The organism is Acidithiobacillus sp. AC3, assembly GCF_050261095.1.
GTDB classification, from domain to species: Bacteria; Pseudomonadota; Gammaproteobacteria; order Acidithiobacillales; family Acidithiobacillaceae; genus Igneacidithiobacillus; species Igneacidithiobacillus copahuensis.
In genome coordinates, this window is sequence record NZ_CP189838.1 from 791160 (window position 1) to 815892 (window position 24733).

22 protein-coding genes and 1 tRNA gene are annotated in these 24733 nt (G+C 60.9%); 12 read left to right on the plus strand and 11 right to left on the minus strand.

From position 1 onward, the window contains the following. Positions 1–3: 3 nt before the first annotated feature. Genes ACQAYK_RS04095 through ACQAYK_RS04110 form a run of 4 tightly spaced genes read left to right on the plus strand, consistent with a single transcriptional unit; the run spans position 4 to position 5048 of the window. Positions 4–777, plus strand: a complete 774-nt coding sequence (locus ACQAYK_RS04095) for a hypothetical protein (protein ID WP_483167943.1) — start codon at positions 4–6, stop codon at positions 775–777. Next, positions 762–3908, plus strand: a complete 3147-nt coding sequence (locus ACQAYK_RS04100) for a DUF2309 domain-containing protein (protein WP_215871707.1) — start codon at positions 762–764, stop codon at positions 3906–3908. Before ACQAYK_RS04095 ends, ACQAYK_RS04100 begins: the two co-directional genes overlap by 16 nt. After that, on the plus strand, positions 3905–4231 hold the full coding sequence (locus tag ACQAYK_RS04105; protein WP_215871708.1) for a P-II family nitrogen regulator: 327 nt from the start codon (positions 3905–3907) through the stop codon (positions 4229–4231). Before ACQAYK_RS04100 ends, ACQAYK_RS04105 begins: the two co-directional genes overlap by 4 nt. A gap of 13 nt (positions 4232–4244) precedes the next feature. Further along, on the plus strand, positions 4245–5048 hold the full coding sequence (locus tag ACQAYK_RS04110) for a CbbQ/NirQ/NorQ/GpvN family protein (RefSeq protein ID WP_319643735.1): 804 nt from the start codon (positions 4245–4247) through the stop codon (positions 5046–5048). A 66-nt stretch (positions 5049–5114) separates the two neighbouring features. Here the strand turns inward: ACQAYK_RS04110 and ACQAYK_RS04115 are convergent, their stop codons facing one another. From ACQAYK_RS04115 to ACQAYK_RS04125, 3 genes are all read right to left on the minus strand, one after another. After that, complete coding sequence (locus tag ACQAYK_RS04115) at positions 5115–5678, minus strand: NUDIX hydrolase (protein ID WP_215871710.1); 564 nt, start codon at positions 5676–5678, stop codon at positions 5115–5117. A gap of 5 nt (positions 5679–5683) precedes the next feature. Beyond that, positions 5684–6298, minus strand: a complete 615-nt coding sequence (locus ACQAYK_RS04120) for a BMC domain-containing protein (RefSeq protein WP_215871711.1) — start codon at positions 6296–6298, stop codon at positions 5684–5686. Between the two features lie 86 nt (positions 6299–6384). Then, on the minus strand, positions 6385–7620 hold the full coding sequence (locus ACQAYK_RS04125; protein WP_483167944.1) for a carbohydrate porin: 1236 nt from the start codon (positions 7618–7620) through the stop codon (positions 6385–6387). 146 nt (positions 7621–7766) lie between these two features. Between ACQAYK_RS04125 and cutA the strand changes: the two genes are divergently transcribed. Together cutA and dsbD are read left to right on the plus strand one after the other, a co-directional pair. Next, positions 7767–8090 carry a divalent-cation tolerance protein CutA gene (gene cutA, locus ACQAYK_RS04130; RefSeq protein ID WP_215871713.1) on the plus strand — a complete coding sequence of 108 codons (324 nt, stop codon included), beginning with the start codon at positions 7767–7769 and terminating at the stop codon, positions 8088–8090. A gap of 134 nt (positions 8091–8224) precedes the next feature. Next, positions 8225–10006 (plus strand): protein-disulfide reductase DsbD, encoded by a 1782-nt coding sequence (gene dsbD / locus ACQAYK_RS04135; RefSeq protein WP_226826947.1) that lies wholly within the window; start codon positions 8225–8227, stop codon positions 10004–10006. Between the two features lie 10 nt (positions 10007–10016). On the opposite strand, the gene ACQAYK_RS04140 is transcribed toward dsbD, so the two are convergent. The 3 genes from ACQAYK_RS04140 to glnE are packed head-to-tail and all read right to left on the minus strand — an operon-like array spanning position 10017 to position 13971. Next, positions 10017–10250: a zinc-finger domain-containing protein gene (locus ACQAYK_RS04140; RefSeq protein WP_215871715.1), complete on the minus strand. Its 234-nt coding sequence runs from the start codon at positions 10248–10250 to the stop codon at positions 10017–10019. Next, on the minus strand, positions 10240–11163 hold the full coding sequence (locus ACQAYK_RS04145; protein ID WP_215871716.1) for a branched-chain amino acid transaminase: 924 nt from the start codon (positions 11161–11163) through the stop codon (positions 10240–10242). Before ACQAYK_RS04145 ends, ACQAYK_RS04140 begins: the two co-directional genes overlap by 11 nt. 3 nt (positions 11164–11166) lie before the next feature. Further along, on the minus strand, positions 11167–13971 hold the full coding sequence (glnE, locus tag ACQAYK_RS04150; protein WP_215871717.1) for a bifunctional [glutamate--ammonia ligase]-adenylyl-L-tyrosine phosphorylase/[glutamate--ammonia-ligase] adenylyltransferase: 2805 nt from the start codon (positions 13969–13971) through the stop codon (positions 11167–11169). Positions 13972–14079: 108 nt separating this feature from the next. On the opposite strand from glnE, the gene ACQAYK_RS04155 reads away from it, so the two are divergent. Both ACQAYK_RS04155 and ACQAYK_RS04160 read left to right on the plus strand, forming a co-directional pair. Continuing rightward, positions 14080–14166, plus strand: a tRNA-Leu gene (locus ACQAYK_RS04155). A 67-nt stretch (positions 14167–14233) separates the two neighbouring features. Beyond that, positions 14234–14743: a DUF3568 family protein gene (locus ACQAYK_RS04160; RefSeq protein WP_255790141.1), complete on the plus strand. Its 510-nt coding sequence runs from the start codon at positions 14234–14236 to the stop codon at positions 14741–14743. Between the two features lie 8 nt (positions 14744–14751). Here ACQAYK_RS04160 and ACQAYK_RS04165 read toward each other — a convergent pair whose 3' ends face one another. Genes ACQAYK_RS04165 through purH form a run of 5 tightly spaced genes read right to left on the minus strand, consistent with a single transcriptional unit; the run spans position 14752 to position 20140 of the window. Next, on the minus strand, positions 14752–15837 hold the full coding sequence (locus ACQAYK_RS04165; RefSeq protein WP_215871718.1) for a quinone-dependent dihydroorotate dehydrogenase: 1086 nt from the start codon (positions 15835–15837) through the stop codon (positions 14752–14754). Then, entirely contained in the window at positions 15834–16724 is an 891-nt protein-coding gene (hemF, locus tag ACQAYK_RS04170) for an oxygen-dependent coproporphyrinogen oxidase (RefSeq protein ID WP_215871719.1), read from the minus strand. The genes ACQAYK_RS04165 and hemF overlap by 4 nt, the downstream gene beginning before the upstream one ends. Next, positions 16724–17287, minus strand: a complete 564-nt coding sequence (locus tag ACQAYK_RS04175; protein ID WP_215871720.1) for an L-threonylcarbamoyladenylate synthase — start codon at positions 17285–17287, stop codon at positions 16724–16726. The genes hemF and ACQAYK_RS04175 overlap by 1 nt, the downstream gene beginning before the upstream one ends. Before the next feature lie 8 nt (positions 17288–17295). Beyond that, a complete protein-coding gene (gene purD, locus ACQAYK_RS04180) occupies positions 17296–18555 on the minus strand; it encodes a phosphoribosylamine--glycine ligase (protein ID WP_215871721.1) in 1260 nt (419 codons plus the stop codon). Between the two features lie 13 nt (positions 18556–18568). Continuing rightward, positions 18569–20140: a bifunctional phosphoribosylaminoimidazolecarboxamide formyltransferase/IMP cyclohydrolase gene (gene purH / locus ACQAYK_RS04185; protein WP_215871722.1), complete on the minus strand. Its 1572-nt coding sequence runs from the start codon at positions 20138–20140 to the stop codon at positions 18569–18571. Positions 20141–20319: 179 nt separating this feature from the next. On the opposite strand from purH, the gene ACQAYK_RS04190 reads away from it, so the two are divergent. The 4 genes from ACQAYK_RS04190 to ACQAYK_RS04205 are packed head-to-tail and all read left to right on the plus strand — an operon-like array spanning position 20320 to position 24613. Next, entirely contained in the window at positions 20320–20976 is a 657-nt protein-coding gene (locus tag ACQAYK_RS04190; RefSeq protein ID WP_226826945.1) for a phosphoribosyltransferase family protein, read from the plus strand. Continuing rightward, positions 20973–22619, plus strand: a complete 1647-nt coding sequence (gene sat / locus ACQAYK_RS04195) for a sulfate adenylyltransferase (RefSeq protein ID WP_215871723.1) — start codon at positions 20973–20975, stop codon at positions 22617–22619. The genes ACQAYK_RS04190 and sat overlap by 4 nt, the downstream gene beginning before the upstream one ends. 3 nt (positions 22620–22622) lie before the next feature. Beyond that, positions 22623–24113 (plus strand): NFACT RNA binding domain-containing protein, encoded by a 1491-nt coding sequence (locus ACQAYK_RS04200; protein ID WP_215871724.1) that lies wholly within the window; start codon positions 22623–22625, stop codon positions 24111–24113. Further along, positions 24113–24613, plus strand: a complete 501-nt coding sequence (locus tag ACQAYK_RS04205) for a GNAT family N-acetyltransferase (protein WP_215871725.1) — start codon at positions 24113–24115, stop codon at positions 24611–24613. Before ACQAYK_RS04200 ends, ACQAYK_RS04205 begins: the two co-directional genes overlap by 1 nt. Positions 24614–24733: the final 120 nt, after the last annotated feature.

Genomic DNA, 24733 nt, shown 5'->3' on the forward strand with positions numbered 1-24733 from the left:
CCCATGGAATGGATCGTTCTTCTGATCAGCGCAGTTCTGCTCCCCATTTTTCCGCTGAGTTTGATTTTTAATCGCTTGGTGGCGACGGCACCGGGACCCTGGGGTAGGGCATTGGCGATTCTGGTCTTGCCACAATTGGGGATTCTGCTGCTATATCACACCGGACCCTTCTTGCCCTTGCCTGTACTCGGGCAACGGATCTGGTTGATGATGGTACTGTTCACCGCGGTGTTTTATGCCTTTCGTGCCGTGAGTGCGCGGGAAATCAGCATCTGGTCGCGTCTTAGCGCGAGTTCCGGATTGGCGCTGACCTGGTTTCTGGTAGCGAGCGGCAGCGCCATGCATTTTACGGAGTTCTTTGCCCTGGCGTGGTCCGTGCCGGCGGCCTTGCTCATGATCTGGGCGGGCCTGCTGAGTCAGCGGATGGGGGGTGCCTACCTGGGGTTGCGCGGCGGACTCGCCACGGAACTACCGCGTTTGAGTGGACTGATCACTATCTCTGCTTTGGCTCTAGTGGCGACACCGGTATTCCCCGGGTTTTTTGCCATGTTGCAGGTATTTCACTTACTCAGTTTGTCTTGGTTGTGGCCGTTGTTGCTGCTCTTGATGATCTGGGGATGGTCAATCGGTAAATTCCTGCAGGATCTGCTCTTTGGTATTTACCAGGGGGAGCCGCTGACGGATATCGGGAGCACGGTGACCAGTGTGGGTGCCGGAGTGCTGTTCCTTTTCGCATTGTTTGGACTAGTCTGGAGTGGCCTATGGATAGGAAACTGACCCTGGGCGATCGCCTCAAGGTGCGCTCGATGATCTACGTTGCGGGCGAGCCGATCCCGCGTTTCTGGCCCATGCGTACCTTCATCCATCACAATCCACTCTTCGGTCTGGAACACCTGCCTTTTCCGGATGCGGTGGAGGAGGGCAGCCACCTGTTCCACGGTCGTGGATACCTACCCCGCTCGCATTATCAAAGATATCGAGCCGAAGGCAAGATCGACGATGCCGCCTTGCGGCGCTATCTGCAGAGTTTTTTGCGCGAGCAATCTGTCGATCTTCCTGGCATCGATCTCGAGACCTGGCTGTGGACGATCATGACGGAATGCCGCTCCGAACGTCTGGTCCAGGCCAGTGACTGGTTGGATGGTGAGGTCTTGGCCGCTGCCTTGCAGGGACGGCAAGCCGCCGAGCTCGACGAAACGGCGCTTCTGGAGCGTTTGCGGACCGTGTTAGGACGCAAGATTGCCAGTGATGGTCCCCTGTATGACAACATCGACCGCCTTTTCGGGACGAAAATTGGCGATACCCTGGATGAGTTGTTGGTAAAAAGCTGTCTGGATTTTTTTGACGAAGGACAGTCTGCATGGCAGGCCCCGAGTCGGGAGAAAGGCTTTTTTGCCTCCTGGAAGGATGTTGCCCAGCACAATCTGCGCTTCACCCTGCTTGGATTGCACCTGCGAGAGCTGTTGGCGTCCAGTGAGAGTCCCGAGGGTAGCATCGCGCACATTTTGCATTTATTGAAGATACCGGAAGACCATTGGCAAAAATACATCACCCGCCAACTCACTCGCTTGCATGGCTGGGCGGGTTTCATTCGCTTTCGCAGCTCGGCGAAGCATTATTACTGGGCCCAGCAATATCCCGCAGATCTGGCGGATTACCTTGCGGTACGGATGGTGCTGGGTCTGTCTTTGGTGCAAGAGGCCGTCCGTCATCACGGTTGTCCGGGAGATGCGGAAGCTCTACAGCAATTTGTGCACGACGATCCGTATGGCGCGTATCTGCGCAGTGAACTCCATGCCGGGACGATCCTGCCGGCCTGGGCGCAGCGCGTGGATGATGCGCTTGCGCGTCGTTCTCGGCGCGGCTATGCGCCTCTGGCCAAAGAATACATTCAGGACAAACGGACGCACGAGGCAGAGCGCAAAACTCGCGCCTTACGCGCTTTGGCGGGCCGGGTGGGAAGCGATGCGCTATCCGCATTGCAGTCTCTGACCCCTGAACAGGTGGCAGAATTTGTGAATGTGCTGCGCCGTTGGGAGCGAGCGGAAGGGTTTGCTTGGTTGCGCGCCATGGAGTCGCATTACATCACGGATTTGGTGCGCAAGGTGCGTCTGCCGGAAGACCATCCGAAAAAACGTCCCTTTGCCCAGGCGTTTTTCTGTATCGACGTGCGCTCGGAGCCGATGCGCCGCCATCTCGAGGCGCTGGGTGATTATCAAACCTTTGGTATTGCCGGCTTCTTTGGTGTGCCCATTGGCTTCCTGGAATACGGCAAGGGCAGCGAGGTGCATCTGTGCCCAGCGGTACAGACCCCCAAAAACCTCATCGTCGAAATCCCGGCGGAACTGGAGCTGGAAGAGGAGCCACTCTATGGGGCGCTTGAACACGTGCTGCACGATATCAAATCGTCGGTTTTGTCACCTTTTGTGGCCGTGGAGGCTGTCGGTCTGATCTTCAGTCTGGGCTTGATCGGCAAAACCGTGGCTCCGGTGTTCTATCACGAAACGCACGGGCATCTGCATGCCGCCAAACCTGTCACGCGTCTGCTGGTCGACAAGCTCAATGCTGAGCAGGCGGATTCCATCATCCGCGCAGTGCAACGGGCCATGATTGTGCGCGCCCTGCAGCGGGAGCTGGGGATGGACCGCGAACACGTAACCGACGATGAAATCCGTGAACTCCGCGAAATTGCCCTGGGCAATCGGAGTGGGAAAAGTGCGTTGGCGAATCGTCTCGCTTTGACTCCGGAGGCAGAGGCCGAGTTTATCGACAAACTCCGCAGCGTGTACCGCGTCGATCGATATGAGACAAGCCTGCAGATGGAACGGATCGCTCGCCTCGGATTCACTCTGGACGAGCAGGTGCGTTACGTGTCGAATGCCTTGTTGTCCACCGGATTAAGCCAAAATTTCTCGCGCTTTGTGCTGATGGTGGGGCATGAAAGCCAGACGCAGAACAATCCCTACGAGTCAGCGCTGGACTGTGGTGCCTGTGGTGGTGGTCGGGGACTACCCAATGCTCGGGTTATATGCACCATGGCCAACAAGCCCGAAGTGCGTCGCCGCCTTCTGGAGAAAGGTATTGCCATACCAGAAGATACCTGGTTTCTGCCCGCCGTGCATAACACGACTACGGACGAAATCACCTTGCATGATCTCGATCTCCTCCCGGCGCGCCATCTGCTCTATCTCGAGCGCTTGCAAAATGGCCTGACTGCGGCAACCCGGCGCACGGCTGCGGAGCGCATGCCCACCTTGGGTGCTAGCCGGGCTCTGGCTGCCGAGCCCATCGCGGCAGCGGCCCTGGCGCGCCGCCATGCCCATGATTGGTCGCAGGTGCGCCCCGAGTGGGGCCTTTCCCGCAACCTCTATGGCATCATTGGTGGTCGTCACCTGACCGAAGGGGTGGACCTGCAGGGGCGATCCTTCCTGCAATCCTATGACTATCGCCTGGATCCGAAAGGCCGTTTCCTGGAAAACATCCTCTCAGCGCCAGTGGTGGTGGGCGAGTGGATCAATCTGGAGCATTACTTTTCGACGACGGACGTGCATCACTACGGCAGCGGCAGCAAGGCGTATCACAATGTCGCTGGCCGTTTCGGGGTAATGACCGGAAATCAGAGTGATCTGCGCACCGGCTTGCCCATTCAGTCGATGTATCAGGAAGGAAAGCCCTACCACGAGCCGGTTCGCCTCATTGCTTTGGTCGAGGCGCCGGCGGGCTTCGTCCTCGCTGCCGTGGGCCGTCTGCCCAAGGTGAAGGCGCTGATCATGGGCGGCTGGCTGCGGGTCATCGTCATCGATCCCGAGGATGATTACCGTTGTCTGGTGCTGGAAGAAGGCGAATTTCAGGTGCACCCGGAATCGGGTAGACAATATCGGCAGAGCTTATTGGAGGCCAGTGCATGAACACCCTCAATCTTCATCCATTGAAAAAGATCGAGATTATTCTCGAAGGCGCTCACCGCGATTTTGCCACCGATCTCCTCGACCGCGCGGGGGTCAAGGGCTATAGCATCGTTGGTAATCTTTCGGGCAAAGGCAGCCATGGCATCTACGAGAGCCATTTGATGTTCAACGAAGATGATGTTTTGATCATGATCATCGTCGCCGTGCCGGAAGACTTGCTCGCGCCGATTCTGGAGGGCTTTACGCCCTTCTTTGAAAAACATCAGGGGGTGATGTTCGTATCCGACATTCAGGTGAGTCGCCTGGTGAAGTTCAAGAATTGAGAAGGAGATGTTCGTGAGTATCGATCAAGAGCAGTATCAAATTATCGAAGAGCCTTACTACAAGGAGGTCCATGACGAGATCTCCCTCTTCGAGGCGGCCTACGCCGCACGTTTGCCGATGATGGTGAAGGGGCCAACCGGCTGCGGCAAATCGCGATTTATCGAATATATGGCCTGGCGTCTGCAGCGGCCGCTGATCAGCGTCGCCTGTAACGAAGACATGACGGCCTCGGATCTGGTGGGGCGCTTTCTCCTCGACAAGGACGGTACCAAGTGGCAGGACGGCCCCTTGACCACCGCCGCGCGCATGGGCGCCATCTGCTATCTGGATGAAGTGGTAGAGGCACGGCAGGACACCACGGTGGTGATTCATCCGCTCACCGACCATCGCCGCACCTTGCCCCTCGACAAGAAGGGCGAACTACTGCACGCCCATCCCGATTTCCTGCTGGTGATTTCCTATAATCCTGGCTATCAGTCGTCGATGAAAGACCTGAAGCAGTCCACCAAGCAGCGCTTCGGCGCCCTCGATTTTTCCTATCCCGACCGCGATCTGGAAATCGAGATCGTGGCTCACGAATCGGGGGTTTCCACCGAGATGGCCGGCAAGCTGGTATCGATTGCAGAGCGCTCGCGCAATCTCAAGGGCCACGGCCTGGATGAAGGACTGTCAACGCGTATGCTGATTTACGCAGGTTCTTTGATTGAGAAGGGCATTGAGCCGCTGGCTGCCTGCAGTGTGGCGTTAGTCCGTCCGATCACCGATGATCCCGACATGCGTGATGCCCTCGACGCAGCGGTGACGACCTTCTTCTGAAATGGACCTCGGGCGGATGGTGCCACGCTGCTGGGACCATCCTCTCCCCCTAGCGTGGCGCCAGACTCAGCGGCGATGCTGCCGCAGCCACTCCTGACTTTTGACCAGCAGTCGGTGAATGGAAAGCTCGCGGTTGTAGCTATGTACTTCGTGCAGCGGCACCCAGCGTAACTCATGGGACTCGCTGTTACCGATCAAGGGCAGACGGTCGTCGATTTCCATCAAAAAGCGGATATCCAGATGCCGATGTTCCGGCTCTTCGCGCCGCGCCGGGATGCGGTGAATGTCGATGTCGAAAATCTGCCGGGAAAGGAAGTGGATCTCTTCGGCGGGAAGACCGGTTTCCTCGCTGCACTCTTTGAGAGCAACCCGCAGGACATTTTCATCTCCATCGCTATGGCCGCCGGGCTGAAACCAGCGTCCCAGCTTGCGGTGCAACATCAATAACGTATGGTCCCCTGCCGGATTGAGTACCCAGCAGGACGCGGTGATGTGCAGCCCCGCCCCACTGCGCAGAAAACAGTCCGCTTCGCTGGCCAGGAGGGCGCAACCCTGGCGCGCATACGCCGCTTCTTCAGGATAGCGCGAGCGGTAGTGACATAAGGCGTGCTGCAGTTCCTGCCGATCCATCCCCATCAGCTCCAGGAGGGATTCTGGACAGCATGGACCGCCGCTGCCGCCGCCTCGTCGACGTCGGCCTCGCGGCCAGCAATAGTCAGACGACCGTAGGCGCCGACCGCACGGACATCGATGAGGGTGATGTTGGCTGCTTTTTCCGCCTGATTGGCGGCATAGATCACATAGCCTGCAGGTTCTGTTTCCAGAATGAACATACTTTGTTCGGGCAGGATCATCGACCCGCGGCGATTCTGGCGATTGATGAGCACGGTATGGTCCGGCATCATGCCACGGATGATCTCGTTCCAAGTGACGCGACAGACCGCACGGTCACTCTGTTGCGCGCCCATGCGCTGCAGCACCACGCGCCCTGCCTCGCGGACATCGCTCTGATCGCGATGGTGTACCACCATGGTACCAAATTCGCGCTCCACCACCTGCTGCGAGAGATGCACCCGGGTTGCCTTGAGAGCGATGTCGGTGAGGCGATGCACCGCCATGCCCGGCGATACCTCGATCCACAACGCCGCGTCCCCAGGCACCGGTAAAAAGCCCTGGGAGACTGAGGCCATGTACGCGGCAAGCTGGGGTTGCAGAGAATCGATGTAAACGTAGGTGCGAAGCTGGATCATGCGAAGAACTTTGACATATCGCCTAAGTATAAGCGAAACGTGCTTCTATTTATAGCCGCCTGTATGTACCGCTTTTACCCCTGTAGTTATCCCCAGAGGCTTCCGCGCCAACCGACGCGCAGGATGCCGACCAAGGCGTTGGCTAGGGTATTGCCCGGCGCACTGGCGCCGGGATTGATCACGTATTGCAGGTCGGGCTGGATATAAAAATGGTGAAAGACCGGCTGATACCAATTGACCTCCACCGAGGTTTCCGCGCCAGCTTGCCGCTGCCAGGCGCGGGCAAAGCCCAGGCTCAGGGTGCTCTTGGGTGAGGCGGGCAGAAAATCTCGCAATCGCAATCCTGCTCCCACATAGGCGTTGATGGGAGAGGTGCTCGCGGAATTGGGCGCAGCACCGGCCTGCACGAAGGCGCCCCAGTCCTCGCCATTAGCGCTTTTCCAACGGTACTCGGCGGTGCCGTAAAAGCCTCCCTGACTGGGTGCAGGGCCAATGGCGATCGCATTACGCAAGTAGTCGCTGCTGACATGATCGTAATATCCGCCGGCCTTGAGGGTGAGCTTGCCGGAGGCCAGTGCCAGATTCTCGTCGATCTCGCCGTAATAGATCTGTCCTTCGCCCCCCCAAGGCGTGCGCAGATCGGTGTAGCCATCGGCATTGAAGACCCCCGCCTGCAGGGTGGTCTCCCCCAGCGTATAGGCAGCCATGACTCCCAGACTCGAATAGGGATAGGTGGGCGTGTAGGGAATGTTGCCGGAAATGACGGGATAGATGCCGAAAGAAGGGTTAAACAACTTCGCAGCGACTCCGGTGTCATTGAAGTAGTCGTTGGGATTGATCAGACCCACACGAAACGTGAAAGGCCCCAGATTTTGGCGGTAATAGGCCTTGTAGAGACGAGCGACGTGCGCTGCGGTGGTCAGGTTGGATACGCCCTGCAGGTCGCCGACATAATCGGTATTAGGGTGGCCGCTGCTGGACGCCAGGCCCTCCACCAGAAACAAACCTCCCTGCCACCAGCCAGCCTTGTCCGTATGCAGGGCCAATGCCCCCTTCCACAGGAAGGTGCCGGAGCTGCCCCGGGCCTGACCGCCACGGAGATTGGCAACACCCTCCAGCTCCAGGTGATTGACCAGAGAAAGACCATTCCACCAGTGGAGGTGCCGATCTTCGAGAATGGAGCGGGAGACGGGAGCCGCCTGTGCCAGGCTACCGGCGGTCAGGCAGAGAGTAGTTGTGAGGAAAAGTACTGGTGGTTTCTTCGCGATGCCGATAGTTGGGAAAACGCGTGGTAGCGCGATCAATTGGCGGGGACTCGGCATAAAGAGGCTTTCTCTGAAATCATGCAACCTAGTTGCATAAGTATCTCGTGAAAGTCCCTGAAACGTCAATTCATATACTGTCGCGATTTGCCCGCTCCTCTTCTGCTATGCTGCACTGAGCTCAGCCAATCTGGATGGAGCAGGGTATGACAGAAGAAATGATCGTGGTGTTCTGTTCGCTGCCGGAAGAGGCCGATGCCGTGCGGTTTGCCGGGACTCTGATAGAGGAGAGACTGGCGGCCTGTGTCCAGGTCTTGGCGCCCATGCAGTCGGTATTTTTCTGGGCGGGGCAGGTGCAAGTCGCGGCAGAAAGGCTGCTGCTTTGTAAGACGCTCGCGAGCCACTACTCCGATCTGGAGCAGCGCCTGTTAGCGTTGCATCCCTACGACGTCCCGGAAATCCTGGCACTGCCCGTAACTGCGGCGCTGGCCTCCTATAGTGACTGGATAAATAACGTGCTGCGTGGGTGAGTACGGTCTGAGTCTTGCTAGGGATAAGGGATGACACGATTCATCAAACTGGGGAGCGGTGCATGAGAGTTGGGAAATCAAGCGGATGGCACAGATCCTGGTGGGAGCATCGAGATCGTCTGAGAGCGGCTGTATTGGCCCTGCTGGTGCTTTTCTGCGCGCTTTGGGGCAGCGCGGCCTGGGCGGGACAATTTCTTTCGCCCGATCAGGCCTTCCGCTTTTCTGCCGAGAGTGCTGGTGCAGGACGCTTGGCCCTCGAATGGCAGGTAGCGCCTGGCTATCATCTCTATCGCTCCAGGGTCCGAGTGCAACTGGCGCCCAGCAATGTCCAGATGGGGAAACTGCAACTGCCGCCGGGCAAGCTGCTCGATGATCCGGCCTTTGGCAAGGTGCAGGTGCTGGAAGGGGATAATCGTATCCTCTTGCCTTATAGCATTGTCGGAAATGCTCCGAAGGAGATCCAGGTCACCAGCGAATTTCAGGGTTGCGCCAACGCTGGGATCTGCTATCCGCAGCAAAAAAAGACCATCACTGTTTCTCTTGCCCCCAAACTGCTTGCCGAGAGTGCACCGTTGGCTTCTTCCAGCAGTCGTGCAGCGACCAGCGTATCCTTGCTGCATCCGGCAAAGGCCCCGCAGAGCAATGCCCAGAGCCTCGCCAGTTCCTTGCGGGAAAGCTTTGGCTGGACCCTGGTCCTGTTTTTTGTATCGGGGCTGGGTCTGGCCTTTACGCCTTGCGTGTTTCCGATGATCCCGATCCTGTCCGGCATCATTGTCGGGCAAAAAGAGCGACCGGGACGCACCCGCGCCTTTGCCCTGTCGCTGGCCTATGTTTTGGGTATGGCCCTGACCTACACCATTGCCGGCATTGCGGCGGCCTTGACGGGTGCCTATTTGCAGGCCTTTTTCCAAAGTCCCTGGGTGATCGGTATCTTTGCCCTGATTTTCTTGCTGCTGGCATTGTCGATGTTCGGCTTTTATGACCTACAGATGCCGAACGCCATCCAGAGTCGGCTGTCCCGCGTTGGCAAGGGGGAACATCTCTTCAGCAGCTTCGTTATGGGGATTCTGTCGGCGCTGATTGTCGGCCCGTGTGTGGCAGCACCGCTGGCGGGCGGTCTCCTCTTCGTGTCGCAAACCGGAAATGTGTTGCTCGGTGCCCTGGCCCTGTTCGCGCTGAGTCTGGGGATGGGGGTACCACTGCTGGTCATCGGCACTTCTGCCGGGCATTTTTTGCCCAAGGCCGGCGCCTGGATGGATGGCATCAAGGCGATTTTTGGGGTCTTGATGCTGGGGGTGGCGATCTGGTTCCTGAGCCGCATCCTTCCCGGCAGCGTTACCTTGCTGCTCTGGGCCTTGCTGGCCATTTTTTCCGGGGTCTACCTGCGCGCCCTTGAGCCGGCACCGGCAGGGGGCTGGAGTCTGTTTCGCAAGGCTCTGGGTGTTGCCCTGCTGGCCTATGGACTGGTCATGGGCGTGGGAGCGTTGCAGGGGCAGTCTGACCCCCTGCATCCGTTGGCGGTAATGACTTCTGGCCCGGCAACCAGTCACCATGCTGCCGAATTATCCTTTCAGATGGTCAAGAGTCCTGCAGCCTTGCAGGCAGCCCTGCAGACCGCTCGGGGCAAACCGGTGCTGGTGGACTATTGGGCGAGTTGGTGCGTGGAATGCGCGCGTATGGACAAGATTGCCTTTCGTGATCCGGCAGTGGAAAAGGCGTTGCGTGGCTATACGCTCATTCGTGTGGATGTCACGGCCAGCGATGCCGATAGCCAGGCCTTGCTGAAACGCTATCAACTGGCAGGGCCCCCCGCCTTCATTCACATCGACAGCAACGGACGGGTGGCCGCGGTGCAGGAAGGCTATTTGGGACCAGATGCCTTTCTGCACTGGCTGGATAGACCTTCCAGCCAGTAATTCGCGCCTGCTAGTGCCCGCTCTTGGCGAGCGGGCCACCTTTCAGCAAATACAGCGTGCCGCAGTACGGGCAACGTGCCTCGCCGGTCTCCTCGATTTTGAGAAAGACCCGCGGGTGACCGTTCCACGCCCCGCCCTGCGGACGCGGGCAGGCCAGCGGCAGCTCACTGGGATCGATCTCGACGAAACTCTGCGCGCAGCAGTGGATTCCCTGGGAGTCGCGCTGGCCGGTTTCAGTCGACATAGTGCAGCCACTCAGGATGATCGTTGCGACGTCCCGCTACGGTATCGAAGTAGCGGCTCTGCAGGGCTTCCGTGATCGGGCCACGCCGTCCGTTGCCGATCTTGCGGTCGTCGATTTCGCGGATGGGGGTCACCTCTGCTGCAGTACCGGTAAAGAAGGCCTCGTCGGCAATGTAGAATTCATCACGGGTGAGCTGTTTCTCGATGATCGGGATGCCGGCATCGCTGGCAAAGCGGAGAATCGTATCGCGGGTGATGCCCTCCAGAGCGCTGGTGAGGGTAGGGGTATAGAGGATCCCGTCGCGTACCATGAAGACGTTCTCGCCGGAACCTTCCGCCACATAGCCCTCGCGGTCGAGGAGCAGGGCCTCGTCGTAGCCGCCATTGTGCGCCTCGCGATGGGCCAGCATGGAGTTCATGTAGTTGCCGCTGGCCTTGGCCTTGCACAGATGAATATTGACATGATGGCGACTGAAGGAACTGACCTTGACGCGAATGCCCCGCTCCAGTGCCTCCTGTCCCAGGTAACTGCCCCAGGGCCAGGCGGCAATCAGGGCATGCACCTTGAGGCCCTTGGCGGCCAGTCCCATGCCTTCCGCGCCGTAAAAAAAGAGCGGGCGGATATAGGCCGATTCCAGGCCATTGGCGCGGATGACTTCCTTGGTTGCCTCGTTGATCTCTTCCGGGGTAAACGAGACGTCCATTTGCAGGATCTTCGCACTGTTGAAGAGACGTTTGGTGTGCTCTGGCAAACGGAAGATTGCGGCCCCGCGCTCCGTGGCATAGGCCCGTTCCCCTTCAAAGCAACCCAGCCCGTAATGCAGGGAATGGGTCAAGCCATGCACCGTGGCTTCGCGCCAGGGAACGAGCTTGCCATCAAACCAAATGAAACCATCGCGATCTGCCATTGACATCGTTTACTCCTCAAGGGGCCCCAAGCCCAGTCGTATCGTCCATTCTTGCACCTGCCGTGCGGTGTTGCGCAAAGAGGTCAGCTGCGGGTCGCCAGGGGCCAGCAGGGGCGCCTGCAGACGCAGCCGGCGGCGGTTTTCTGCATCGCGCAGGACACACCACGCATCCACCAAGTCTTCCACGGCTCTCGCTTCCCAAAGTCCCGACTTGCCCAGCGCCAGCAGGGCCTCGCGCGTTCCGGTTGGCAGCAGCAAAGCGGGATTCTCCGCAGAATTGGCAAGAATAGCAAACTGTACGAGAAATTCGATATCCAGCAAGCCGCCGGGGCTCAGCTTCAGATGAAAATGATCTTTGCCAATCGGCTTTTCCCGCGCAATGCGCTGGCGCATATCGCGAATCTCCCCAGCCAGCACCTGCGGATTTCGGTGACGCAGCAGAATCTCTTCGCGCAACGCGGTAAATTTCTGCCCCAGTTGCGCATCCCCAGCCAGGAAGCGGGCACGGGTGAGGGCCTGATGCTCCCAGGTCCAGGCCGACTCGCGCTGGTATTTGAGAAAAGCTGGTAGGGAACTCACCAGGGGGCCGGACTGCCCGCTCGGGCGCAGACGCATGTCGATTTCATAGAGGGTGCCGGCGCGCGTCAGGATCGTGAGAATATGAATGAACTTTTGTCCGAGGCGGGCAAACCAGGCGGCAGCGTTGAGGGGAATCCGTCCATCGCTTTCTAATTCTGCTGGTGCATCGTAGAGAAACACCAGATCGAGATCGGAGGCGAGACCCATTTCTCTGCCGCCCAGCTTTCCGTAGGCGATGACCGCGAAAGGGGGCTCCGCATAGCCTGGAAGGCCCCCATGTTGCTGCTGCATGGCTGCAACTGCCCATGGCAGCGCGGTCTGCAAACAGAATGTCGCCAGCTCGCTAAGCTCCGGCAAAAGCCCAAGAACATCCGTTTTGCCGGACCAGAAGGCACTCGCCATCAACAACATCTCGGTATTCTTGAAACGCCGCAGCAGATCCATCCCCTCTTCCAGATCACGATCCAGATCCTGTGTGAAGAGCTTCGGCCAGTCGCGTGCCGCCGCGGAGCGCCCGCACAGTACATCTTCCAACAAAGAAGGAAAACGGATCAGTTCCTGGGTCAGCCAAGGGCTTTCCAGAAAGTCTTCGAGGCGTTCCAGCCAATGGGGATTTTCTGCCAGGAGCGCGAGGTATTGCGCCTGTCCCAAGAGTGCATCGAGAAGCTGTAGGTAGCGATGCAGCCGCTCACCGGCCGCTGCGCCCTGGGCCAGACGCCGCAGAATGGCCGGCAGCAGGGCGTCGAGCCGCGCCTGTCCGCGCTGGGAAAGCTGCAGGACCCGCCGACTGCGGGCAAAACGGCGCAGCTCCAGCCAACTCTCCTGGGCCTCTGCCGCCGGAAGAAGGGCGCTCCAAGCGAGCGGGATGGTCTCGTCAATGGCATGACGGGCTGCGAGCCAGGTGATCTGCGCCGGATCTTCCTCATCGTTTGCTGCTGCGTCGGGTAGCGTTTGCACGAATATTTCGTGCACCTGCTGGCGTCCGTGTGTAATTTCTGTTTGCAGGCTCTCGGGTTGGGCGAATTCCAGTGCACAAGCGAGACGTTGCCAGTCCAGGGCCTCTGTCGGAAGCCGTTGGGTCTGACGATCTTCGATCATTTGCAGGGCATGCTCCACCCGGCGCCAGAGACGATAATACTTGCGTAGAATTACCACCGTATCCTTTTCTAACAGACCCGCAGCGCAAAGATTTTCGAGGCCTTGCAGGGTATTGCGTTCGCGTAGGGCGGGGAGGCGTCCGCCGTGAATCAGCTGCAATGACTGCACGATGAACTCGATTTCGCGGATGCCGCCGAGCCCCTTCTTGATGTCCTGGCTGGCCTGTCCCTGCTCTGCATCCATCAAGGCCTTGACACGGCGCAGGCCAGCGAGGGCGGTAAAGTCCAGATAGCGTCGGTAGAGAAAGGGTTGCAGGCGTTCCAGGATTTCCTCGCCAAAAGCCAGATCCCCGGCCACTGGGCGGGCCTTGAGCAAGGCATAGCGCTCCCAGCTGCGGCCATGGTGATGGTAATACTGCTCCAGGGCGTCTCCCGTCACGCAGAGGGGGCCGGCATCGCCGAAGGGGCGCAGGCGCATGTCCACGCGAAAGACAAAGCCCTCGGCCCGCAGTTCTGCCAAGGCGCGAATCACCCATTGCCCCAGACGCTGAAAATAGCTGGGATTGTCGAGGGGCAGGGGGCCGTCGCTTGCGCCGGACGCGCCATAGACAAAGAGCAGGTCGATGTCAGAAGAGAGATTGAGTTCCCTGCCGCCCAGTTTGCCCATGCCAAAAATCACGAAAGGGACGCTGGCGCCGGCTTCATCACGGGGACTCCCATGGCGTTTTTGCAGGGCCTCTTGCCCATAGGCGAGGGCAGCCTGCAGGGACTCCTCTGCGAGATTGCTCAAGGCGAGCAGGGTTTCGTCGAGGGCGTCGGGGCCGCGCAGGTCCTGCCAGAGGATCTGCAACATGCGCAGCTGTCGGTGCCGGCGCAGGAGCGCCAGGAACTCGTCTTCGGGCATCTCCGCCGACCAGGCGAGGGACGAGGGTGGGGCGGCCAGTTGTGCCATCAGGACGGGCTGGTGCTCCAGTAGGCGGCGGGCGAAGGGGCTGGCGACAAGCAGGCGCTGCAGGCGCAGCTCTGTTTCCTGATCGCCAGAGTAAGCTTGCCGCAGGGTAGCGAGCGCTTCCTGCACCTTGGCGGCTTCGTCGGGAAAATTCGCAAGGTCCGCAAGGCAGAGTCTTTCGTCTTTCATGGCGCTTATCCCATCTGTTGCGATCTCTATCATGATGCCTGAATTGCCACGCGTCTGTCTGTGCTTGTACGGAACATCCTGGTCTTGCTATTATCGTTGACTATGTAAGCCGGGATGGCGGAATTGGTAGACGCGCCGGACTCAAAATCCGGTGGTGGTGACACCGTGTCGGTTCGACTCCGACTCTCGGTACCATGTTGAGAAAAAGCCCGGATTATCCGGGCTTTTTTGTGCCCATATCGTTGTCTGCGGAGACCGAATCGTGCAAAAAATCATGCCTTATCGTTGGCTGGCCCTGGCCACCATCGCTGCTGCGGTGCCCCTGAGTGGCTGTGTTGCCCTGCTGGGCGCTGGTGCCGGGGCGGGAGCGGTTACCTACGTGGAAAATGGCGGAGTGGCGAACTATTACGCCTATTATCCGGTGTCTGTGGCGCGGGCTTCCCAAGCGACGCAGGCCGCCTTTTCCCAGGTCGGTATCCAGTACCAGGGGATGATCCAGAAAACGCCTAGCGAAGTCATGATCGAGGGCAGTGATGCCAAGGCGCAACGGGTAAAGGTGAATATCACCTCCATGGCCACCGATGTGAGCAAGGTCAATATCCGCGTTGGCACCTTTGGCGACAAGACGGTCTCCCTGGACTTCCAGCGAGCGTTAGCCAGCCAGCTCGGCATGCAACCCACGGCGCAGGCGCCAGCATCGGTCACGCCACCTGCGGCACCGGCCCCAGCAGCCCCCGCTCCCCAAGAACAGCAGACGATCCCACTACAGTAAATTTCTGCTCATTGCGAATCCTGACCCACTGCTGCAGAAATGTTGGCAAAGCCGTCACGACGCAACAGCGTCGTGAGTTCTTCGGGGAAGGTGCGCAGCATTTGGCTACCGCCCCAGATCCAGCCGCTATAGCTCTGTACTAGAGTGGCCCCGGCGAGAATCTTGGCGTAGGCGTCCGCCGCCGAGAAGATCCCGCCCACGCCAATGATCGGCAATCTGCCCCGACTGGCCCGGTAGATCTTCGCCACCACCTGCGTCGCCAGATCGCGCAGAGGCGCGCCACTCAATCCGCCGGCCTGCTCGGGATGAGGCCATTGGGCTGGGCGCGACAGGGTGGTATTGCCAACGATGAAGCCATCCAGCAGCGGCTCGTCTGCCAGGGCCAGGGCGCCGAGCGCAGCGATACTCTCGTCCTCCAGATCCGGGGCAATCTTCAGCAGCAAGGGCGCTGGCGCCTGCGGGCCCGGCGCCTCGCGACGAAGCTCCTGCAGGCGCTGGAGCAGGGGGCGCAGATACTCCAGTTGTTGCAGTTGACGCAGACCTGGAGTGTTGGGGGAGCTGACATTGAGCACTAGATAATCCGCGTAGGGTGCCAGGCAGCCGAGGACCTTTGCGTAATCCTCGACCGCGTTCTCCAGTTCCGTATCTTTGTTTTTTCCCAGATTGATCCCGAGGGGCACCGACAGCGGTTTGGCGCTGCGGATGTTCTCAGCCACCGCTTCCATGCCGCTGCTGGGAAAGCCCATGCGGTTGATCACTGCCTGTTCCTGCGGGTAGCGAAAGAGGCGGGGCCGAGGGTTCCCTGCCTGCGGCAGCGGTGTGACCGTACCAATTTCGAGAAAGGCAAAACCCATGGCCGCCAGGGCGGGCAGGGCGCGGGCGTCCTTGTCGAAGCCCGCCGCGAGACCAAGGGGATGGGCAAAGTCGAGCCCCCAGAGTGTCTGGCGCAACATTTCGTTGACGGCGGATGCCGGCCAGAGGTGCGCGCGGGTTCGCGGCATGCGGCCCAGGGTCTCCAGGGCGCGCAAGGTCCACTCGTGCGCCCGTTCGGGGTCCTGCTGAAAGAGGATGCTGCGTAGCAGGGCCTCGATCATGCCCAGGCCTGCGGCGTGAGAAACTCCTCCTTGAGGCGTGCTTCCGGGCTACCCGGCTCGCCCTGCCAGTCATATTCCCAGGCGGCGAGCGGTGGCAGGGACATCAGGATGCTTTCTGTGCGCCCCCCCGACTGTAGGCCGAAGAGGGTGCCGCGATCGTAGACCAGATTGAATTCCACGTAGCGCCCCCGGCGCAGCAACTGAAACTGTCGCTCCCGTCCGCCATAGGGTAGGTCCCGGCGGCGCGCGGTAATCGGCAGGTAACTCGGCAGGAAGCTGCGCGCGACATCTTCCCAAAAGGCCTGTAAGGCAGCGCCGTCCCCCTGCAGGTCGTCGAAAAAGATACCGCCCACCCCGCGCATTTCGTTGCGGTGGCGAATGGTAAAGTACTCATCACACCATGCCTTGAAGCGTGGGTAAAAGGTGGAATCGTGCCGATCGCAGGCGCTTTTGAGGGTACGGTGAAAATGCTCGGCATCTTCCGCAAAGCCATAGATGGGCGTGAGATCGGCACCACCGCCAAACCACCAGACATCTCCTGCCTGAAAGAAGCGGTAATTCATGTGCACGATGGGTACATAGGGATTGCGCGGATGCAGCACCAGGGATACGCCCAGGGCATGGAAGGGCTTGCCGGCGATCTGGGGACGATTGGCCGTGGCCGATGGCGGTAGCTGTGCCCCAGAGACGCGGGAAAAATTGACCCCGCCTTTTTCGAAGAGATCGCCGTCACTGATCACCCGGGTACGGCCACCGCCGCCTTCGGCACGCTCCCAACGATCCTCGCGGAACTGCGCGACACCATCCGCTGCCGCCAGCTGGGTACAGATCTCCTCCTGCAGGTTCAGCAAAAATCTTTCCAAGTCATCGAGTTGCGGGGTTGTCATCAGCCACTCCTGAGCACTTTGCCACTCCGGGCATCGAGAATGCGGCTGGGGCGACGGGCGCCCCCGAGCCGTGCAGGGAGCACCGTTATCCGGCGCCCAAAGTACCGTTGCACCGCGCGCAAGGAGCGCGCGGGTTTCTTGCCTGCGGGATTGGCGCTGGTGGAAACAATCGCACCGCCAAATGCCGCACTGAGACGTTGCACCCCAGGGTGGGCGCTGACGCGCAAAGCGATGCCGCTATGCCGGCCGCGAATCCACCGCGGACAATCGGCACGGGCGGGCAGGACCAGGGTAGTGCCTGGCCAATAGCTGGCTGGGTTCAGGGCCAGCGGCAGTCCATCCTGGTAATACTTGCGGGCGTGCCGTTCCTGCCCGGTGATGAGCAGGACCCCTTTTTTCTGCGGCCGTCGCTTGGCTTGCAGAATCTTGCGGAAGGCGCGCAATTGCCGGGGATCGCAACCGAGGCCCCAGACCCCTTCGGTAGGGTAGGCGAGTATCCCACCGCTACGCAGACAGGCCACGGCCCGGCGCAGATCCTGGCGGCGTGGGCTGCGCGGTAGCATATCCCGCGTCAGGCGCGATTACGCGCGCGCCAGCCGATGTCCTGGCGCAATTGCTTGCCGGGCCAGCGAATCCTGGCCGCCAGGGCATAGGCGCGCTGCTGCGCCTGCGCAACGCTGTCGCCCAGGGTGGTTACGCCCAGGACCCGTCCGCCAGCGGTAACGATGCCGCCATCCTGACGGCGTGTGCCGGCGTGGAAGACCTTGCCATTCTCAGCCTCGGCCTGTGGCAACCCGAGGATGACGCTACCACTTTGCACCGCATCGGGATAGCCAGGCGCGGCAAGGACCACACAGAGGGCGGTGCGCGGGTCCCAGTCGAGAGTGGCGGGGAGAGGATCGGCAGAGGCCGCAGCCTGCAGGACCGGGTACAGATCCGAGCGCAGGCGAAAAAGTAGGGGTTGGGTTTCCGGATCGCCGAGACGGCAGTTGAATTCCAGCACCTTCGGGCCGCTTGCGGTCATCATCAGACCAGCATAGAGAAAGCCACGGTAACTCAGACCCTCCTGCTGCAGGGCGCGGGCCATGGGCTGCATGATCTCGCGGCGCACCCGTTCGCTCATTGCCGTGTCCAGGACCGGGGTAGGGGAGTAGGCCCCCATGCCGCCGGTGTTCGGTCCCTCATCGCCATCGCGCAGACGCTTGTGATCCTGTGAGCCGGCCAGAGGCAGTACCTGCCCGTCACTGAGGATGGCAATGAAGCTGGCCTCCTCCCCCTCGAGAAATTCCTCCAGCAGGACCGGACCCCAGGCGAGGAAACGCTGCAGCGCTTCCTCGGCCTCCGCGCGGGTCTGGGCGATGACAACACCCTTGCCGCTCGCCAGGCCATCGGCCTTGACGACAATGGGCAGGGCACAGGTCTGCAGAAACTCCTGTCCGGGGCCAAAGGCGGTGAAGCGGCCATAGGCGGCGGTGGGGATGCCGTGGCGCTCCATGAACTCTTTGGCGAAGGCCTTGCTTCCTTCCAGGCGCGCCGCTGCAGCGTTGGGGCCAAAGACCGCGATGCCGCTGCGCCGCAGGGCATCGGCCACGCCGGCCACCAGAGGGGCTTCCGGCCCGATCACCACCAATGACACGCCGGCCGCATGCGCTGCGGCCACGACATCGGCGCTGATTACCGGCGATAGATCGAGATTACGGCACTTGGGCTCCTCTGCGGTACCCGGGTTGCCAGGAACGCAAATGACTTCCGCCACCTCGGCGGACTGTGCCAGTTTCCAGGCGATGGCATGCTCACGACCGCCCCCCCCCAATACCATGATCTTCTGCATTGCCATCTCCTTCTCAGCCATGCCGGAAGTGGCGCACGCTGGTGAAGACCATCGCTATGCCATGTTCGTTGGCACTGGCGATGACCTCTTCATCGCGAATCGAGCCGCCGGGCTGGATGATCGCCTTGACGCCCGCCGTAGCGGCGGCATCCACTCCATCACGGAAGGGGAAAAAGGCATCCGAGGCCAGAGCCGCTCCCTGCAGCGAAAACCCCAGTTCTTCCGCTTTGGCAGCACCGCAGCGGGCAGCATCCACACGACTCATCTGCCCGGCTCCCACCCCCAGGGTGCGTCCAGCGTTGGCGTAGACAATGGCATTGGAGCGCACATGTTTGGCAATTTTCCAGGCAAAGCGGAGATCGCGATATTCGTCGCTGCTGGGTTCGCGTACCGTCACCACCCGCCACTGACCCTCGTCCTCGACGAGATCATCAAAGTCCTGCAGCAATAAACCGCCACGTACCCGTTTGAAGTCCCAGGCATTGGCCTGGCGCCATTGCTGCGGATCGCCAAAGGCGAGCACACGGAGATTTTTCTTGCGCGCCAGGATGTCTGCTGCCTCGGGCGTGACTTCCGAGGCGAGAACGACCTCAATAAAAGACTCCGTCATCGCCTGGGCAAGCACTGCATCGATGCTGCGATTGCAGGCAATGACGCTGCCAAAGGCGGATACCGGGTCGGCGGACCAGGCGCGGGCGAAGGCGTCGGCGGCATCCCGACCGATGGCGGCACCGCAAGGATTGCCATGTTTGATGATGGCGCAGGCGGGTTCGGCAAATTCGAGCACCAGATTGACCGCAGCGTCGCTGTCGCCCAGATTGTTGTAGGAGAGCTCCTTGCCCTGCAACTGCTGGGCATGGGCCAGACCGGAGCCGCTGGCATCGGCATAAAAAGCCGCCTGCTGGTGGGGGTTTTCGCCATAGCGCAGTCCCTGTTTCTGTTCGAGCTGCAGGGTCAGGATGCGCGGAAACACATCCGCTTCCTCGGGATCGTCGAGATGGCGGGAGAGGTGACTGGCAATCAGGCCGTCATAGCGGGCGGTATGGGCAAAGACCTTGACCGCCAGACGGAAGCGCAGACTGGCCCCCACGCCACCGCGGCTCTGTTCCATTTCCCGCAGCACCGCTTGGTAGTCTGCAGGGTCGACCACTACAGTCACCCCTTCCCAATTCTTGGCGCCGGCACGCAGCATGGTGGGGCCGCCAATATCGATCTGTTCGATGGCTTCCTCCAGGGTGACATCGGGCCGGGCGATGGTCGCCTCGAAGGGATAGAGATTGACGCAGAGCAGGTCGATGGGCGGAATGCCCTCGCGGCGCATGTCCTCCTGATGCTGCGGATCATCGCGGCGGGCCAGCAGGCCACCATGAATTTTGGGGTGCAAGGTCTTCAGCCGGCCCTCGAGCATTTCCGGAAAACCGGTGTAGTCGGCAACTTCGATGACGGTCAGGCCGGCTTCCCGCAGCAGGCGGGCAGTGCCGCCGGTAGAAAGGAGTTCTACCCCGTGGGCGGCCAGGCCGCGCGCAAATTCTACCACGCCGGTTTTGTCGGAAACGCTGATGAGAGCCCTTGTGATACCGCCCATGTGACCTCTTGTCTGCCTGTCGTCCGCGGGACGATGAAATAAAAAAGGTACGATCAGGAAACCTGTCGTACCCAAACCTCCTGATGGAGGGAGCGTTACGTCCACATCGCCAGGGGCGATGGAATGAGTGAAGGATATACCTGGAACGAGAGTTGTGCAATAGCCATGAGGAGAAATGGATGGAAACAAGCGAATGCTTGGGCAGTGTGGTCAGTCGTGGCAAACTGGCGCTCTCCAAAAGCGAACAGGATAGGCCCTCAATGCAGAATTCCCTCCCTCAGGAAAGTCACAGCTTGCGCATCGGCGCGGTGCAGCGCGATCTCCCGCTCTTTGCCGTCAGCCCGGAACTAGCGATTGCCGTACTCAACATCCTGGGTGACACAGAACTCTGCGAAGCCGCGGCCGATGCCCTGAGCAAAGAGTTGGACGCCCACGAATACGTGGCTCTGGTCACTGCTGAGGCGAAGAGCATTCCGTTGGCCTACGCACTTTCCTTACGGACGCAGAAGCCCTACGTGGTGTTGCGCAAGACGTACAAGTCCTATATGGGGGATGCGTTACAGGCTTCGACCCTGTCGATCACCACCGGCAAGCCGCAGACCCTGTATCTTGATGCCAAGGACCGCAAGCTGCTTGCGGGTCGGTCAGTGGTACTTGTGGACGACGTGATCAGTACCGGTTCGACGCTGGAGGCCATGCGTGCTCTGATGGTCGAGGCGCGGGCGCGGATTGCCGCCGTGGCGACGATCTGCACCGAAGGGGAGCGACCACAACTGGCGGAACCCTTGCTGTCGCTGGCGCATCTCCCTCTCTTTCCCTTGCAGACCGCATCATGAGTAGCGACGTAGCCGTACAGGTATTGAGCGCGCGCCAGCGCTGCGACGTAGAGTTGCTGCTCAATGGCGCCTTCGCACCTCTGCGGGGCTTTATGGATCAGGCAAGCTGGGAGTCGGTGCTGACGCAAATGCGCCTGCCCGACGGCAGCCTCTGGCCCATTCCCATCACCCTCGAACTAAGCGATCACCTAGCGCAGAGTCTGGAAGCGGGAGCAACACTGCGCCTCGACCGGGAAGACGGTACGCCTCTGGCGCGATTGCGGGTAAGCGAATGTTACCGTCCCGACCGCCGACGGGAGGCGTTGCTGGTCTATGGCAGCGACGACCGCAGGCATCCCGGGGTGGCGCAGATTCTCGATTTACCTCCGTGGAATGTTGCTGGCACCGTGGAGCCCTGGGAAGAGGGCGCGCTGCGGCGCGCTGCAGCGGTGGAGTTCCCCCCGGAATACCGCTATCCCGAAGAAATCCGCGAGCTGGCGACGGGGCGCCCCCTGCTTGCCTTCCAGACCAGAAACCCCTTGCACCGTGCGCATATCGCCATCACCCAGGCGGCGCTGGCGGAGTTGGGGGAGGAGGCCCGTCTGCTGCTGCATCCGGCCATCGGCCCGACCAAGCCCGGCGATGTGGATGCGGCGGCGCGCATGCGCGCCTATCGCGCCGTGCTGCCCCATTATCCGGCGCAACGGGTGTTGCTCTCCCCGCTACCCTTGGCGATGCGCATGGCCGGCCCGCGCGAGGCGCTTTGGCATGCGCTGATCCGTCGCAATCATGGCGCCACCCACTTCGTTGTCGGGCGCGCCCATGCCGACCCGGGGCACCCGGAGCAGGGGAGCTGGTATCCCCCCTTTGCCGCGCAGGAGCTGCTGGAAGAGCATCGGAGCGACCTGGGCATTGTGCCCGTCCTCCTGCCAGAGTACGCCTACTCCGCCAAACGTCGCGCCTATGTGCCACGGGCCGAGGCTAATGGCGAGCGCCTGGCCGAGTTGTCGGGCACGGAGTTGCGGCGGCGTCTGGCGGCCAATGAAGAAATCCCGGAATGGTTTTCCCCCCCTGAGGTCATCCGTATCCTGCGTCAGGCCTATCGCGGTGCCGACCGGCGTGGACTGGTGGTCTGGTTTACCGGGCTCTCCGCCAGCGGCAAAAGCACTCTGGCGGGAATGCTGGCGCGCCGTCTGGAAAGCCACGATTCGCGCGCGGTGACCCTGCTCGATGGCGATGTTGTACGCCGTTTTCTCTCCAAGGGGCTGGGGTTCAGCCGCGAAGACCGTGACGAAAACATCCACCGTATCGGCTTTGTGGCGAGCCTCATCGCCCGTCATGGCGGTATCGCCCTGGTTGCCGCCATCTCGCCCTATCGGCATGCCCGTGCTGAGGCACGCAGACTGGTGGAAGAGGCCGGCGGACTCTTTGTCGAGGTGCATGTGGCGACGCCACTTGCCGTTTGCGCGCAACGCGATCCCAAAGGTCTCTATGCCCGCGCCCAGCGTGGCGAAATTGCCGCGTTTACCGGGGTGAGCGACCCCTACGAAGAACCGGAGACGCCGGAGCTGCGTCTGGATACCAGTCAGGCCAAGGATGTCGATGCCCTCGATGCTCTCTGGTACTACCTGCAGACGGCGGGCGTGTTACAGACACGGTCGTAGCCGGTGGACACCCTGCAGCTCTTTGCCGCGGCCCGCTGTCTGCAGGAGGATTTCGCGCAGCAGAGCGTGCGGGGTATCGCCGCAGAGCGTGGCACGGCGGTACTGTATTTTGCCCGCAAGCGCCTGCATCTGGCCTACCAGGCGTCGCCCCTGGGCCTGTACTGGAGCGAGGCAGCATCCGCAGTTCCTAAACCCGCCGGCCCGGCGGCCCTGTTGGGGCAAAAGCTTGCCGGTTTCCGTCTGCTTGCCATCGAAGTCCCCTGGGCCGACCGTATACTGAGCCTGCAGTTCCGTCATACCGGCCTCGATCGGCAGGAACGCCATTGGCAGCTGCTGGCCGAGTGTTTTGGTGGCCAGGGTGCGTTGCTCCTGCTGGACGAAAGAGAGCAGATCCACTGGGCTTCGCGCTGGGATTCTCTCGATCAGGGGGCAGGGCGGATTCTGCCGCAAGCTAGGTACCGGCCGCCTGCCGCAACGTCGCGCTGGGACGCGATGGAAAATCCCGTTTTTTTGCTGCATCCGGCCCGCCGCGAGGCTCTGAGCGGTGGTGATGGCCCGGCGCGGATCGATAATGTCCTGCACGGCCCCGCTTGTGCCGACTGGTGGCAGTCATCGGGGTGGGAACCCTATCCCCTTGCTGTTGAGCCAGTGGCAGTCGCCCTGCCGGTCCGTGCGGCCACGCATTGGCAGGAGCCACAGGCTGCCAGTCGCGCACCGGAAGCCGCGGCGGTAGAACAGGCGCGGCAGCGGGAGGAGCGGCGCTTACAGCGTCGCCTGCAGCGGCTGCAGGCCGATCTGTTGCGTTGGCAGAGCACGCCGGCGGAGGATCGCCGCGAGGCGACCGCGCTCTTCACCTTGCCCGATCGTATACATCCGGGCGGCGTGTTGCAGGCACCCGAGTACCGTCCCGATGGCGTCGGCCAGATAGAATTGGATATCCCTGCGGGAAAATCCCTCCACGACCACGCGCGCGAACTCCTCCGGCGTGCACAGCGGGCGCAGCGCGCAGAGCAACGCATCCGCGCAGAGATTGCCGCGGTGGAAAAGGCGCTGGCCGCCTTGCCCAATCGGCTCCCTGTCCCGCCCAGCGTATCCACTCCCGGCAAAAAGCAGCCGGCGCAAACGCATTTGCAAGGCATCGAAGAGCGGGTAGTGGAGGGCTTTACCATCCTCTGGGGAAAAAACGCGCGCGCCAACGAATACCTGACGTTTCGATTGGGACGGTCGCAGGATCTGTGGCTGCACGTGCAGGATCTGCAGGGCAGTCATGTGCTGATCCGCCGCTCTCATCCCCAGCAGACCGTCCCTCCCGAGGTATTGCGCACCGCAGCCGAAATTGCCTTGCAGCATAGCGATTCGCAGGCCCTGAGCGCGGAAGTGGACTGGACCGAACTGCGCCACGTAAACCGCCACCCGCAAGGAGGGCAGGGACGCGTCCTGTACCGACAATTTCAGACCCTGCGCGTGCGCCGGCCCGGGAGTGCTAGGAAGTAATGGAAAGTCGGCTACGCTTGGCGACTCTGGAGGACTTGCCGGAGATCGTTACCATCTATAACTCCACTATTGCCTCTCGCATTGTTACGGCCGATACCGACCCGGTAACGGTTGCGAGTCGAATCCCTTGGTTTCAGGCCCATGACCCCAATCGACGTCCGATTTGGGTACTGCAGAGTGATACCGGAATCGCTGCCTGGCTAAGCCTATCCGATTTTTACGGACGCCCGGCCTATGCTGCTACTGTGGAGGTTGCCATCTATGTTCGGGAGGAGGAGCGAGGAAAAGGGCAGGCCAGCATCCTGATGGAACACGCGATCCATGCTGCCCCGGCACTGGGCATTTCCACATTGCTCGGATTCATCTTCGCGGAAAATCAGGCGAGTGTGCGGCTATTCAAGAAGTTTGCGTTTGCCGAATGGGGGAGCCTGCCGGAAGTCGCTCGGCTCGACGGCGAGACAAGAGATCTGCTGATCCTCGGCCGAAAACTGGGATATTGAGTAGTGGCGGAGGCGGTGTCCGCCTTTTTATTCTCTGATATGTTCTCGCTAGGTCTTACAAAGCTACGAATAAACAAGTAAAAACAGCGTCTTGGTGTTCATCTTCTTCTCGCCGGGTCT